1 protein-coding gene is annotated in these 16,086 nt (G+C 65.7%); it reads right to left on the bottom strand.

The window, feature by feature from the left end; all coding sequences use genetic code 11:
* Nucleotides 1-133: 133 nt before the first annotated feature.
* A complete protein-coding gene (locus ACYP2A_RS03655) occupies nt 134-15,469 on the bottom strand; it encodes a BapA/Bap/LapF family large adhesin (RefSeq protein ID WP_459742856.1) in 15,336 nt (5,111 codons plus the stop codon).
* Nucleotides 15,470-16,086: the final 617 nt, after the last annotated feature.

Genomic DNA, 16,086 nt, shown 5'->3' on the forward strand with positions numbered 1-16,086 from the left:
GCAATGCTCATGTACTTGAGTACATTGCGCGTGCTCGCCTGTTTTTGCCTTGCGCTGACTGCCTCGCCTACGTTTTTAGAGGCGCCCTGATTAATACCGGCGCACTGCCCCCGCAGTGCGCCGTGTCCTGGCGTCACACCACGTGAATTCCGTTCTGCACCCAAAGGTGGTGAGTCGGGTCCTCCTGTGGTGTGTACTGGGTATATTGAAGACCATCTGCCAGCTGTGTGCCATCAGCCGACCATGTTCCACCCAAATGCACGCTGTCTTGTGCGTTGCCCTTGATCAGCAGCGTGCTGTTGTCAGCCTCGGTGACGGCCACCAGGTCGGCCAGGTTCAAGGTCAGGTTGACCGAACTGGTAGTGTTCAGGTCGATCACCTCGATGTTGCTCAGCCGGCCGTGCAGGTTGGCCAGGTTGATGCTGGCATCGCCACCGGCCCACAGCAGGGTGTCGGTACCGGTGCCACCGTCGACCGAGGCAAAGTTCAGGTCGCTGATGATCAGGGTGTCGTTGCCGGCGCCGCCATGCAGGGTCACCGCACCACCGGCCGAGCCGTCGAGGGTGTCGTTGCCGCTGGTGCCGATGTGCTCGGCACCGCTGCTGGCCGCCAGCGTGCTGGTCGACAGATCGTCGCTGTCGGCACTGGCCAGTGCCATCCGCGAACTGGCCGCGCTGGCCTGATCCAGGTCGATGGTCAGCGTGGCGGTGTCGCTGCTGCCGTTCGGGTGGGTCAACCGGTAGGTGAACTGCTCGGTCTGGCCGATCAGCGCATCGCTTTGTCCGGCGTTGAGGGTGTAGGTGTAGCTGCCGTCGGCATGCACCAGCAGGTTGCCGTAAGTACCGGCGATGGTGGTGCCGTTGTAGCCCGGTTGCACATAGGTATTGGCCGCCGCCAGCACGCTGAGCACGGTAAGGGCCGACCCCAGTACATCGGCGCCCAAGCCTGCCGTGCCGGTGAGCAGGTTGCCCGTCACCGGGGTGTAGCTGCCGACCACGAACTGGTTGGTGTGGGTCACGGTGTTGATCAGCCCGATCGTGACACTCAGGCCCACCGACACGCCGGTATAGCTCAGGCTGACCCGATAGGTCCCGGCGCTCTGGTCGTCCGCCGTCACACCGTACAGATTGCCGCCCAGATTGATCAGCGAGCCAGTGCCTGACCAGGTTTTCACCACATCGTACTGCGCGGCATTGGTCGCGTTCTGTTTGTACAGGGTCACGGTCACCGCACTCAGCAGCGACAACAAACCGCCCGTGCTCAGGGTCAGGGTCAGGTCATTGACCGTGTTGGCGCCGCTGATGACGAAGTCGTGCGAGCCCGATGCCCCCAGGCTGAGCAGACCGGCGTTCACTGTGCCGATGGTCGAGGTGTTGGTGGTCACCAGATTGGCCAGGGTGATGTCGGTGCTGGCCACATCATCGGTGGCGTCGAGCAACAGTGCCGGTGCCGCCAGGTTGGTGCTGTTCCAGACTTCCGTGGCCTGCGGGCTGTCGATGCGCACATACAGCGTGGCCGTGTCGGACAGGCCATTGCTGTGCAGCAGTTGATAGTTGAACACATCGACCTTGCCGACGCTGTCGGCGCTGCCGGTGGCCCGGTAGCTGTAGTTGCCTTGTGCGTCGATGGTCAGCGTGCCGTACAGCCCCTGAACCACAACACCGGTGCCGGCATTGGTGTAGGTGGCCGCGCCATTGCTGGTGCCGGTCTGGATACGCAGCACCGCGCCGTTATCGGGTCCTGTGATGTCGGTGGTACCGTCGGTGCCGATATCGCTGATCACGTTACCGGTTACCGCCGCACCGGCTGCGCCGTTGAACTGGCTCAGACTGTTGACGTCCAGTTGCAGCGTGCTGTTGATGCTGGTCACCAGGGTCAGGCTGTTGCTGGCCACGGTCAGCCGGTAACTACCCGCCAACAGTGTGCCGATGTCCACGCGCAGATCGGTGGGCGACAACAGATTCAGGTTGATCAGCCCGCCACTGGTCGAGGTACTGAGGGTCACCCAGGCGCCGCTGCTGTCTTGGACCTGCAAGGTAAAGGTGGCCTGGGTGCCCAGCTCCAGCACGCTGCCGCTGGTCAGGGTCAACAACGGGTCGGCGGTGGTGCCGCTGTCGACGATAAAGTTGAAGCTGTGAGTAAAGCCCAGGCCGATCACGGTCGGGAACGACTCGGTCAAGGTTCGCGTGGTGGTCACCGCCGCCAGGTTGACGGTGGCGGTGGTCAGGTTGTCGCTGGCCACCACCGGCAGGTTGGCGTCGATGTCGGCGGCCATCAGCGTCACGGTCGGCGCCTGGTTGCCACTTCTGTCGGCGACGCCGACGGTCAGGGTTTCACCGTTGATCTGCGCCCCCGACAAGCCGATGCTGAAGCTGCCGTCGGCCAGCGCGGTGGTGCTGCCCAGGGTGACACCAGCGGCGTTTTTCACCGTCACGGTGGCGAGGCCCTCGGCAGTGCCGGTCAGCGTCAGGCCGTCGGCCGACAGCAACAGGCCGCTGGCGGCCGGCGGCGGGGTCAGGTCCGGTGCGGTGACGGTCAATGCAGGGGATGCGTTGTTGGCGGCGTCCAGTTGGGTGACGCTCAACACCTGGCTGTCGATCAACGCCGGGCTGAGCACCAGCGACCAGGTGCCGTTGGCGGCCACCAGCGCAGTGCCCAGGCGAGTGCCGCCGGCGTTGGTCACCGCAATGCGGTCGCCGGCAATGCCGGTGCCGCTGATCAGGCTGCCAGTGGCATTGATCGTCGCCGTGGCCGGCGCAATCGGTGGCGTGGTATCGGGTGCGATCACCGTGGCCGGCAACGACACGTTTTGTGCGGCGTCGGTGAGCCTGACGCTCAACACCTCGCCATCGGTCTGTGCAGGACTCAGCGCGATGGTGAACAGGCCATTGCTGCCGACCGTGCCGCTGCCCAGCAGTACATTGCCGGCATCGCGGACTTCGACCCGCGCACCGGCTTCACCGTTGCCGCTGAGGCTGGCGCCACCGGCGGCGACCACCAGGTTGCTGGCAAGCACCGGGGCGACGGTGTCGCCCGCCGTGGCGGTGATCACAGGCGACGAATTACCTGCGCCGTCGGCCTGGCGCACACTGAGCACCTGACCGTTGAGCTGCGCGGTAGAGAGCTGCACGGTGAAGCTGCCATCGCTACCCACCACGGCATTGCCCAGGGCATTGCCAAGCCCACTGGTGACAAACACCGTGGCCCCGGCTTCGCCATTGCCTGTCAGTTGCAGGCCGCTGCCGACAATGGCCAGGTTACTCGGGGCGGCCGGCGCGGTGACGTCCGGCGCGTTCACGCTGGCGATGGGCGAGACGTTTTGCGCCGCATCGGTCAGCGTGACCCGCAACACTTCACCATTGAGCTGAGGCGCGCCGGTTAGCGTCACACTGAAGGTGCCGCCTGCAGTGACGACCCCGTTGCCGATAACCGTGCCGGCGGCATTGAGCACCTGCACGCTGGCGCCGGCTTCACCGTTGCCGGTCAGCAGGGTGCCGGCGCCGGTAACGGCCAGGTTAGTGGCCAGCAGCGGCGCAATGGTGTCGAGCGCATTGACCTGCACCGGTGTCGAGCTGTTGCCGGCGGCGTCGCTTTGCACGGCATCCAGGACCTGGCCATTGGTCTGGGCGCTGCTCAGGGTCGCGCTGAAGCTGCCATTGCTGGCCACTGTCGCCCGACCCAGTTCCACACCGGCCGCATTGCTGATAATCACCGTGGCGCCGGCTTCACCGGTGCCCGTCACCACGGTGCCTGCCGGGTTGAGTACCACGTTGGCCAGCGGCAGCGGATCGGTGCTGTCCAGTGCATTGACGAACACGGGACTTGAGTCGCCACCGACGGCCAGGTTAGCGGTGACCTTGATCTGCTCACCGTTGACCTGTGCCGGCAAGGTCAGGCTGAAGCTGTTGTCGGGCAGCACGATGGTGGTGCCCAGCAGGGTGCCGTCTGCCGCGTTGACATTGATCCGCACCCCGGCCGTGCCTTGCCCGGTAAGGACGGTGCCATCGGCCGACAACTGCACATTGGTCGGCGCTTGCGGTGGTGGAATCAGCGGTACGATCACCGTGACCGGCAACGACACGTTAGGCACAGGTGCCGTGTCGGCCTGGGTCACGGTCAGCACTTGCAGCGGCGATGCAGCGGCATTGAAGGTGACGGTGAAGGTGCCGTCGGCGGCCACCAGTGCAGTGCCGATGACCTCGGTACCGCGCGTCACCGTCACCGTGGCGCCGGCCTCGCCCAGCCCTGAAAGCTGGGTATAACCCGAGTTGAGGGCCGCGTTGGTGACCAGCAATGGCGCAGTGGTGTCGACCGAGTTCACGGTCAGGGTCGCGGCGTTACCGGCGCCGTCGCTGGCGATCACGGTCAGTGGAGCGCCGGTAATCTGTGGTGTACCCAGGGTGATCACTGTCGCGCCGGGCACGCTGATCAGTGCCGAACCCAGCGTCGTGCCGTCAGCGGCCTTGACGGTCACGGTGCTGCCGACTTCGGCAATCACCGTGACGGTGCTGGTGGTCGGCAGGCCGACAAGCGACAGGTTCGGTGCGGTGATGTCTGTTGCGGTCAGGGTTACAGCTGGCGAGGGCAGGTTGGCGCCGTCGGTCTGCACCACGCTGAGCAACTGGCCGTTGAGCTGTGGAATGCCCAGGTTGACGCTGAAAGTGCCGTCGGCACCCACCACAGTCGAGCTGCCCAGCACCGTTGCACCGACTTGCACCACCACCGTGGCGCCGGCTTCACCGGTGCCGGTCAGTACCAGGCCGTTGGTGCTTAGCGCGAGATTGGCGACCGCCGCAGGCGGGGTAATGTCCGCCACCGGCAGGCTGGCATCGGCCGAGACATTGCCCGCCACATCGGCCTGGCGAACGCTCAGCACGCCGCCATTGAGTTGCGCGGCACTCAGGCCAATGCTGAACGTGCCGTCGCCGGCCACGGTGCCGATGCCCAGTACGGTCTGGTCGGCATTGCGCACCGTCACGGTGGCGCCGGCTTCACCGACGCCGGTGACGGTCAGGCCATCGACACTCAGCACCAGCGTGCTCGGCGCGTTCGGCGCCGTGGTATCCGGTGCTGTGGTGATCACGGTCGGCGAAGGGTTGCCCGCCGCATCGGTTTGCACCACGGTCAGGGTCTGGCCGTTCAGTTGCGGGGTGTTCAAGCCCACGTTGAAGGTGCCGTTGGCGGCCACCAGCGCGGTGCCCAGGCTGGTACTGCCATTGAACACCTGGACAGTCGCCCCGGCTTCACCGGTACCGGTCAGTTGATTGCCTTGAGCGTTGACTTGCAGATTGGCCACGGCTGCCGGCGGGGTGAGGTCCGGTGCGTTGAGGGTCAGCACGGGCGAAATGTTCTGCGCGGCGTCGATTACGACCACCTGCAGCTGTTCTTTATTGATCAGCGGCGGATTGACGGCGATCACGAAGCTGCCGTCAGGGTTGGCGGTCACACTGCCCACCAGCGTGCCATCGGCACGGGTGACGCGCACGGTGGCACCGGCTTCGGCGACACCGCTGATGGCGCTGCCGGCCGCATTGATCGCGCCGGTGGCCACGGCCGGTGGCGTCAGGTCCGGTGCGACAGGGTTGCTGACCAGGCTGAGGTTACCGGCCGCGTCGGCCTGCTGGACGCTCAGCACTTGCAGATTGATCTGCGCAGGCGTCAACGACACGCTGAACGAGCCGTCGGCCATCACCGTTGCGGTGCCCAGCACGGTGCCGCCGGCATTGCGCACGGTAACCAGTGCACCGGCTTCGCCGTTGCCGGTGACCCAGGTGCCGGTCGGGTCGACCTGCACGTTCTGCAAGCCCAGCGGGGCGGTGCTGTCCGGTGCGATCAGGCTACTGGCGGGCGAGACATTACCGCTGCTGTCGGCCTGGGTCAGGCTGATGGTCTGGCCATTGAGCAACGGTGTGGCGAGCACCAGGGTAAAGGCCCCGGTCGGGCCGACGACCACGCTGTCAGCGCTGTTGCCCACCCTCACAGTGGCGCCGGGTTCGCCGCGCCCGGTAATGGTCACGCCGTCGCTGGCAAACACCAGGTTGCTCAAGACCAGCGGCGCGATGCTGTCCTGCGCGGTGAATGCCGCAACCGGCGACACGTTGCCTGCGGCATCGGTCAGGGTCACGGCCAATTGTTCGCCATTGAGCTGTGGCGTGTTCAGGGTGATCTGGAACGTGCCATCGACGCGCACCACGCCAGAACCCAGCACGGCGCCGGCGCCATTGCTGACACTCACGGTGGTGCCTGCTTCGCCGCTGCCGGACAACAGCGTGCCGGTGCTGCTCAAGGCAAGGCCAGTGGCGGCCAGAGGTGCGATGCGGTCGGCAGCGATCAGGCTGACCGCCACCGACTGGTTCTGTGCGGCATCGGTCTGGGTCAGGTTCAACACCTGGCCATTGAGTTGCGCTGCCGACAGGGTCGCAGTGAAGGTGCCATTGGCCGCGACAATCGCCGTGCCCAGATCGCTGCCATTGGCGGCGCTGACGGTCACGGTGGCGCCGGCTTCACCGCGGCCGGTCACCACCAGGCCGTCAGCCGACAAACGATAGTCGGTCAGCGCGTTCGGGGCGGTGACGTCCGGTGCCAGCAGTTGTGCCGGCAGTGAGTTGTAGCCGGCGTTGTTGCTGGCCGAGACGCTCAGGGTCTCGCCGTTGAGTTGCGCACTGCTCAAGGTCACGCTGAACGTGCCATCGGCTGCCACCGGGGCGGTGCCCAGCACTTGCCCGTTAAGGCTCAGTACGACCACGCTGGTGCCGGTGCCTGCCGTGCCGCTCACGATCAGGCCATTGGCGCTCAGGCTCAGGTTGCTTGGGGTATCGGGTGCCAGATTGCCAGGCGCGGTAACGCTGGCATTGACCGAGTCGTTGCCGGCCGCATCGCTTTGCACCACGCCGAGCACGCTGCCAGCGACGGCTGCCGGGCTGAGGGTGACGATGAAGGTGCCATTGGCCGCCACGGTCGTGGTACCCAGCACGGTGCCGCTGGCGTTGGTGACGGTCACGCTCGCACCGGCTTCGCCCAGCCCGGTCAGGGTGGCGCCGCTGGAGGCCACGGCCAGCGCGGAGACAGCGGCCGGTGGTGTCAGGTCGGCGGCCAGCAGGCTGGCAGTGCCCGAGACATTGCCGGCGGCATCGCGGGCATTGACGCTCAGGGTCTGCGCATCGAGTTGTGCCTCGCTCAGCGTCAACTGGAACAGGCCGTTGGCGGCAACGACGCCGGTGCCGAGTACCCGGCCACTGGCATCGCTGACCGTAATGGTGCTACCGGCTTCGCCGCGACCGCTCACTTGCAGGCCGGTGGCGTTGAGCGCCAACTGATCCGGGGTGGCCGGTGGGGTGATGTCGGGCGCGGTCAGGGTAACCGACGGCCCTTCGTTACCCGGTGGGTCCTCCTGATTGACAGTGAGCAACTGGGCATTCAGCTGCGCGCTGGTCAGGGTCACGCTGAACCCGCCGTTGGCGGCCACCAGGGCGCTGCCCAGTACGGTGCCGCTGACGCTGCGCACAAACACCGTGGCCCCCGGTTCGCCGTTGCCGCTCACGGTCAGGCCGTCGGCATTGATCGCGACATGGGTCAGTGCGGCCGGCGGCGTGATGTCCGGGGCGTTGAAGTTGACCTCGGGCGAGACGTTGCCGGCCGCGTCGGTCTGGGCGACCTCAAGGGTCTGGCCATTGGTCGGCGCAGGGTTGAGGGTGACGCTGAACGTGCCGTTACTGGCGACGGTTGCATTGCCCAGCACACTGCCGTCGGCCGCACGAACAGTGACGGTCGCGCCGGCTTCGCCTCTGCCGACCAGCGAGGTGGCATCCGCGCTCAGGACCAGATTGGTGACCGCTGCCGGTGGGGTTTGATCCACGGTGGCCAGGCTGGCGGCCGGTGAAAGGTGATTGGCCGCGTCAGTCAATTGCACCTGCAAGGGCGCACCGGTCAGTTGCGGTTGCGGCAGGCTGACCTGGAAGTTGCCACTACCATCGACCACGCCGCTGGCCAGCAGCGCACCGTTGGCATCACGGATTTGCACCGTAGTGCCGGCTTCGCCTTTGCCAGTGACCACGGTGCCGGCGGCATTGATGGCCAGGTCGGTCGGCGCGGCAGGGGCTTGCAGGTCCGGGGCATTGGTGGTGGCCGCTGGCGAAGTGTTGTTGCCGCCGTCGGTTTGAGTCACCGACAGCAACTGCGCGTTCAACGGCGCAGGGCTGAGGGTGGCGGTGAAGGTACCGGTGCTGCTGGCGGTGGCAGTGCCCAGCACGCTGCCATCCGGGCCGCGCACGGTGATGCTGGCACCGGCTTCGGCACGTCCGGTGATAAAGCTGCCGTCGGCGCTGACCACCAGGTTGGTGGGCGCGTCGGGCGCGGTGGTGTCGGCAGCAATCAGCGTGGCCGGCACCGAATTCTGGCCGCCGGCACTGGCGGTGGCAGACAAGGTCTCGCCGTTGGTCTGGGCCTGGCCCAGGGTGATGCTGAAGCTGCCATCGGCCCCGACCACGGCCGAGGTGCCGAGCAAGACGCCGCCGCTGCCAGTGACCCGCACCACGGTTCCCGCCGCGGCAACCCCGGTCAGGGTCAGGCCATCGGCCGACAGTTGCAGGCCGGTGGGGCTGGCCACGCTGTTGGCGTCAGGACCGGCCAGGGTCACCGCCGGTGCCACGTTGCCGGCGCTGTCGCTGGCCACCACGCTCAAGGTATCGCCAGTCACGGCTGCCGGGCTCAGGGTAACGGTGAACGTACCGTTGCTGCCGACCGTGGCGCTGCCCAGTGAAGTGCCATTGCGCGTCACGTCGACAATCGAACCGGCTTCGCCCGTCCCCGAGACGGTCAGTCCGTCCGGACTGATCGCCAGGTCGCTGACCGCCGCCGGTGGTGTGCTGTCCGGGGCTGTGTATTCCAGTGGCGGTGAGCTGCGGCCATTGCCGTCGCTGACCACCAGTTCCAGCAACTGACCGTTCAGTTGCGCGCTGCCCAGGGTCACGCTGAAGGTACCGTCAGGCTGCACCACGGCGCTGCCCAGCGAACTGCCATTGGCCGCATTGACCTGCACGGTGGTGCCCGGCGCGGCGGTCCCGGTCAGAGTCAGGCCGGTGGCATCGATGGCCAGATCATCGGGTTGATCCAGCGCGCCCAGCGTCGGTGCGCTGAGGGTCAGGGCCGGGGAGACGTTATTGCTGCCATCCGTCAAGGTGACACTGAGCAACTGCCCATTGAGTTGGGCAGGACTCAAGGTCACCGAAAAACTGCCATTGGCGGCCACCAGCGCTTCGCCGAGCGCCACGCCGCCAATGCCGGTGACCTTGACGGTGGTGCCGGCCTCGCCGGTGCCGGTCAGGGTCGCGCCATTGGCGCTGATCGCCAGATCGGCCACGGCCAGCGGGGCGGTGCTGTCCGGGGCGAGCAGGGCGGTGGCCGGCGACTGATTGTTGCCGCCGTCGGTTTGCACCACGCTCAGGCTTTGGCCATTCAGTTGCGCGGTGGTCAGGGTCAGGCTGAAGTTGCCATCCGCGGCGACCACGGCCGTGCCGATCCGGGCGCCGGTTGCGTCACGCACAGTGATGGTTGCGCCGGCCTCACCGCTGCCGGTCAGGCTCAGGCCATCGCTGGCCAGCGACAGATTGCCCGGCGCTGCAGGCGGTTGAATGTCTGGCGCATCGAGGCTTGCGACCGGCGAGACATTGCCTGCCGCATCGGTCTGGGTAAGGGTCAGGGCCTGACCGTTGCTTTGTGCCGGGGTCAGGGTGATTTCAAAGCGGCCATTGAGGCCGACCAGCGCGGTGCCAATCTGGGCCCCCGACTCATCGAGCACCAGCACCCGCGCGCCGACTTCACCGTTGCCGCTGACCACGCTGCCATTGGCCGAGATCGCCAGATTGGTCAATGGGTCGGGCGCTGTAGTGTCGACCGGCACGGTGGTGACCGGGTCGGAAATATTCCCGGCGGCGTCGGCCTGTACCACCTGCAAGGCTTCGCTGGCGCCCGGAACCGGCGACAGGGTCACGCTGAAGGTGCCATCGGCGGCCACCACCGCGGTGCCCAGCGAGGCGCCGCTGGCATCGCGCACGGTGACCCGCGCGCCGGGTTCGCCTTCACCGGTCAATTGAGTGCGGTCGGCACTGAATGCAAGATCGCTGACAGGTTGTGGTGCCTGGGTATCGGGCACCTGGAAGTTTACGGGCGTAGCGCTTTCGCCCGCGGCCGAAACGGCACTCACCTCCAGCACCTGGCCGTTGTTCTGCATGCTGGCCAGGGTCACGCTGAACGTGCCGTCGGCGCCGACGATGGCGCTGCCCAGCACAGTGTTGTTCTGATCGGTGACGGTGATGGTCGAGCCGGCACGACCGGTGCCGCTCAGCAATGTGCCGCCGGCGTCCAGCGCCAGATTGGCAGGTTGTAGCGGCGCTTGCAGGTCAGGTGCTGTGATGTTCGAAGGCGTCGAGGCATTGCCCTGCGCATCGGTCAGGGTGACTTGCAACACCTGGCCCTGATTCTGTGCGCTGAGCAGTGGTACCGAGAAGCTGCCTGTGGCGTTGACTGTGGCCGAGCCGAGCAGATTGCCATCGGCATCACGCACTGTCACCGTGGCGCCCGGTTCGCCGCGACCGCTGATCACCAGACCGTTGGGGTTGATGACCAGGCTGTCGGGCTGCGCTGGCGCCGTGGTGTCGAACGCCGTCAGCGCCGTCGGAATCGACTCGACCCCGTTTGCGATCACCACGACATCCAGCACCTGGCCGTTGGTTTGCGCCGTGCCCAGCGGCACGCTGAAAGTGCCATCGGCGGCGACTACGGCACTGCCCAGCACGCTGCCATTGGCATCGCGTACCTCAATGGTCGTACCGGCCACACCCGTGCCGCTGACCACAGTGCCTTGCAGGTTGATGCTCACCGAGTCGGGTGCAACGGGGCCGCTGCCATCCGGTACGGTCACAGTGCTCTCTGGCGAAGTCAGGCCTGAGGCGTCGACCTGAGTCAGGTGCAATACCTCGTTTTCAGCCACCGCCGGGTTCAGCGCAATCACGAAGCTGCCGTTGGCCGCAACCACGCCGGTCGCCAACACAAGCCCATTGGCATCGCGCACGGTGACAGTCGCACCGGCCTCACCTTTACCGGCCACACTGCTGCCGTCAGGGCTGACCACCAGCGCGGTGACCGCGGCCGGTGCGGTGATGTCCGGTGCTGAAACCACCACGCTCGGCGCACTGTTGCCCGCCGCATCGCTGGCGGTGACGTCGAGCAGTTCACCATTGATCTGCCCTGGAGTCAGGGCCACGCTGAAGGTGCCATCGGCGTCGACGACGGCAGAGCCGAGCATCAGGCCCGAGGCATTGCGGACAAAAATGCGCAGGCCGGAAAAGGCCCGGCCGGTCAGGAACAACCCGTCAGCCGACACCGCCAGATCGACCGGTGGGTCGATCTGGCCAAGGTCAGGCGCTGTGACAGTGACGCCGGGCGACGCATTGCCGGCCGCGTCGGTAAGCACCACATTCAGCGTTTGCCCGTCATGCTGGGCCTGATTCAAGGTAATGCTGAACGTACCGTCACTGCCGACGATGCCGCTGCCCAGCACGGTGCCGGCAGCATTGGTGATCGCCACCTGCGCGCCGACCTCGCCACGCCCGGTCAGCACGGTGCCGTTGGCATTGATCGCCAGGTCAAGCGCCGGGGCTGGCGGTGTAGTGTCGACCGGGGTGTCCGGTGCGGTGACCGTGCTGATCGGCGAGATATTGCCTGCCGGGTCTTGAGCCGACACGCTGACCACCTGGCCGTCGTCCAGCGCCGGGTTGAGGGTAATGGTGAAGCTGCCGTCGGCGGCGGCCACGGCGCTGCCGATCAGCGTGCCGTCGGCGGCCCGAACCTGGACGGTCGAACCGGCTTCGGCCTGACCGCTGATCTGGCTGCCATCGGCATTGAACTGCACGCCGGCCGGTGCCACAGGCGCGGTGACATCCGCCACGGTCAGCGACGTGGACGGTGACGTGCCGCCGGCATCGGTCTGCACGACGCTGATGGTTTCGCCATTCAGTTGCGCGTTGTTCAGGGTGATGTTGAACGTACCGTCAGCGGCGACTACCGCGCTGCCGAGAACTGCACCGTTGGCATCGCGCACAGTGACGGTCGCACCGGCTTCACCGGTACCGCTCAGAGTCAGGCCATCGGCGCTGAGTTGCAGGCCGCCAGGTGCAGCAGGAACATCGACACCATCCGGTGCGATGGCCGAACCTACCGGCGACACATTACCGGCGGCATCGGTTTGCACGACGCTCAGGGTCTGGCCGTCCAGTTGCGCAATGCCCAGGGTAATGCTGAAACTGCCATCGGCGGCAACCAGGGCGCTGCCCAGCACGCTGCCATTGGCATCGCGCACGACAACAATGGCGCCGGCTTCGCCACTACCGGTCAGGGTCAGGCCATCGGCGCTGACCAGCAGATTGCCCGGTGCATTTGGCGCGGTGACATCGGGAGCGGTCAACGAAGCGGAAGGCGAGGTGCCGTCGGCATCGCTTTGCACAACGGTCAGGATTTCGCCATTTAGTTGCGCGCTGCCCAAGGTGATGCTGAAAGTACCGTCGGCAGCAACAACAGCGGTGCCGAGAATTGCACCGTTTGCATCACGCACGGTGACAGTCGCTCCAGCCTCACCAGTACCGCTCAAGGTCAGGCCGTCGGCGCTGAGTTGTAAACCGGTTGGTGCTGTTGGAGCATCAACGCCGTCTGGCGCAGTGGTCGAAGCAGTTGGCGAGAGGTTGCCTGCCGCATCGGTCTGGCTGACGGACAGGATCTGCCCATCCACCTGAGCGGCGCCCAGGGTAATGCTGAACGTGCCGTCAGCCGCCACAATCGCGCTGCCCAGCACGCTGCCGTCAGCCGCACGAACAGTGACAGTAGAGCCGGCTTCGCCAGTACCGGTAAGAGTCAAACCGTCATTGCTGACCAGCAGATTGCCCGGAGCGTTTGGCGCGGTGACATCGGGAGCGGTCAGAGAAGCGGAAGGCGAGGTGCCGTCGGCATCGCTTTGTACAACCGTCAGGATTTCCCCATTCAACTGGGCGGCGCCCAGCGTGATGCTGAACGTACCGTCGGCAGCCACGACAGCGGTGCCGAGAATTGCACCGTTTGCATCACGCACGGTGACAGTCGCGCCAGCCTCACCAGTACCGCTCAAGGTCAAACCATCGGCGCTCAGTTGCAGGCCGGTCGGTGCGGTGGGTGCGTCAACGCCGTCTGGCGCAGTGGTCGAAGCGGTTGGCGAGAGGTTGCCTGCCGCATCGGTCTGGCTGACGGACAGGATCTGCCCATCCACCTGAACGGTGCCCAGGGTAATGCTGAACGTGCCGTCAGCCGCGACAATCGCGCTGCCCAATACACTGCCGTCCGCTGCACGAACCGTCACCGTCGCGCCGGTTTCGCCGCGACCGGTCAGGGTCAGACCATCGTTGCTGACCAGCAGGTTGCTCGGTGCTGCCGGCGCGGTAACGTCGGCGGCGGTCAACGAGGCCGAGGGCGAGCTGTTACCGAGCGCGTCGGTTTGTACGACGCTGAGGGTTTCGCCATTGAGCTGCGCGCTGTTCAGATCAAGGCTGAACGTACCGTCAGTGGCGACCACGGCGGTGCCTAGCAGGCTGCCATCGGCATTGCGCACGGTCACGGTAGCGCCTGGCTGGCCGGTGCCGGTGAGCGTCAGGCCATCGCTGCTCAGTTGCAGGCCGGTGGGTGCGCCCGGTGCAACGGCGCCGTCCGGTGCGGTGGCCGAGGCGCTGGGCGAAAGATTGCCGGCTGCATCGGTCTGGCTGACCGACAAGGTCTGGCCATCGGTCTGCGCGGTGTTCAGGGTGATGTTGAACATGCCGTTGGCCGCGACAATCGCACTGCCCAGAATGCTGCCGTCGGCGGCACGAACGGTGACGGTAGCACCGGCCTCGCCGCGACCGCTGAGGGTCAGGCCGTCGGCGCTGACTTGCAGGTTGCCCGGTGCCGTTGGCGCGGTGACATCGGCTGCGGTAAAGGCCGCTGCGGGCGAGGTGCCGTCGGCATTGCTTTGCACGACGCTGAGGGTTTCGCCGTTCAGTTGCGCACTGCCCAGGGTGATGCTGAACGTGCCATCTGCAGCGACAAGGGCGGTGCCCAGCACTGCACCACTGGCACCCCGCACAGTGACGGTGGCGCCGGCTTCACCGCGACCGCTGAGGGTCAGGCCATTAGCGCTCAGTTGCAGATTGGTCGGTGCATCGGGCGCGTCATTGTTGCCTTCGTTGCCATCGGGTGCAGTGATCGAGGCTGCCGGCGAGACGTTGCCGGCGTCATCGGCCTGCACCACGCTCAGGGTCTGGCCATCGAGTTGTGCACTGCCCAGCGCCACGCTGAAGGTGCCATTGGCAGCCACGATGGCGGTGCCCAGCACTGCACCACTGGCATCGCGCACAGTGACGGTTGCGCCGGCTTCACCGCTGCCGGTCAGGGTCAGGCCGTCGGCGCTGACTTGCAGGCTGGCCGGTGCTTGAGGTGCAGTACTGTCGGCGGCAGTGATCGAGCCTTGCGCCGAGACATTGCCGGCCGCGTCGGTCTGGTCGACGCTCAGGGTCTGGCCGTTCAGTTGTGCGCTGCCCAGCGGCACACTGAAGGTGCCATCGGCGCCGACGACAGCGGTGCCCAGCACGTTGCCACTGGCATCGCGCACAGTGACGGTGGCGCCGGCTTCACCGCTGCCGGTCAGGGTCAGGCCGTCGGCGCTGACTTGCAGATTGGCGGGCGCTACCGGTGCGCTGGTGTCGGGTGCGGTGATCGGTGTGCCGCTTGAGGTATTGCCGTTGGGGTCGGTCTGGTCGACCACCAACGGCTCGCCGTTGTTCTGTGGCGTGTCCAGTGGCACGGAGAAGTTGCCGTCGGCGCCGACCACCGCACTGCCCAGCACGCTGCCGTCGGGAGTACGCACGTTGACGGTCGCGCCTGGGGTGCCGCTGCCGGTGACGGTCAGGCCATCGGCCGAAAGGCCCAGGTTGCCGGGTGCATCAGGCGCTGTGGCGTCGCTGCCACCACCCCCACCACCTCCGCCAGCGGCACCGGCTGCGGCGGCCGCGCCCCCGGCACCCAGCAGGCCCAGGCCGGCAAAGGCGAAGGTCTGGGTTGCGCCACCGACAACGCCGGCGTCGGCAATCAGGGTGTCTATGGAGGCGACTTCGGCAAAGGTGAAGCCGTTGAACGGTTCCGTGCTGTACTGCGCTTGCCATAGGACACCATCTTCACCGACGAAGACGATGTCGCTCTGTACGCCTTCGGCCGTGGTCACGAAGAAGTTGCCGACGGTGACTTTCTCACCGGACTTCAGTGTAACGATCAGGTCCTGCCCATTGCGATTGACCGACGCTATTTGCGAAGGCGCGACCGGCATCTGAATGACGCCCGGCTGTGCGATTTGAAAGCTGCCCCATTCCTTGGCGGCGATCTCGGAAGTGGCCTTGTCGGTAACTACGATATTGTCCATAACGACTCCTGTCCTTTCCCCGTGTCCTCCTGCGGCCAGGTTTCAACCTTATCCCGCGTTACCTGGCTGTGCAGTGCGTGCATGAGCCGGCCCAACGCGTGCATGAAATCCCTGACGACAAGCGGTGTTCGAAACACTCTGGATGGCTTCGGTATAGCAATCGAAATCAATCTTGTCAGAACACTTTCAAGCACTTAGCGGCTGTAAGCGGGGCGTGCAAAATATTCATGTGCAGCAAACATCCGTAAATACTGGGTTAATGGCATGTTGATATGCATTGTGCCGTTCGTCGGCTTGACTTTTAAATAAAGAAGGAACTTTCAGTGAATCGATTAAGGCATTAATACGTTGGTGGTGGCGAAAATTATTCATTGCTTTCAGGGAGGTGCAGCGATAACGCCATCGTATTAATACTTTGGTTATAGTGCGGGCGGGGGAGAATAAACGTGCAGGGTGATGGCTTGCTTAATGAATGTTCAGCCACTACGGTGGTTTAGGTTTTGTACGAAAAGTCGGTGCGGGTAGAATTGCGGCCATGATTGGCTGGAGGCCCGCATGGCAAAGCGTTACGAACTCTCCGACGCATCGTGGGAATTGATCAAGGATCTGGTTTCTCC

The organism is Pseudomonas sp. 3A(2025) (genome assembly GCF_054589175.1).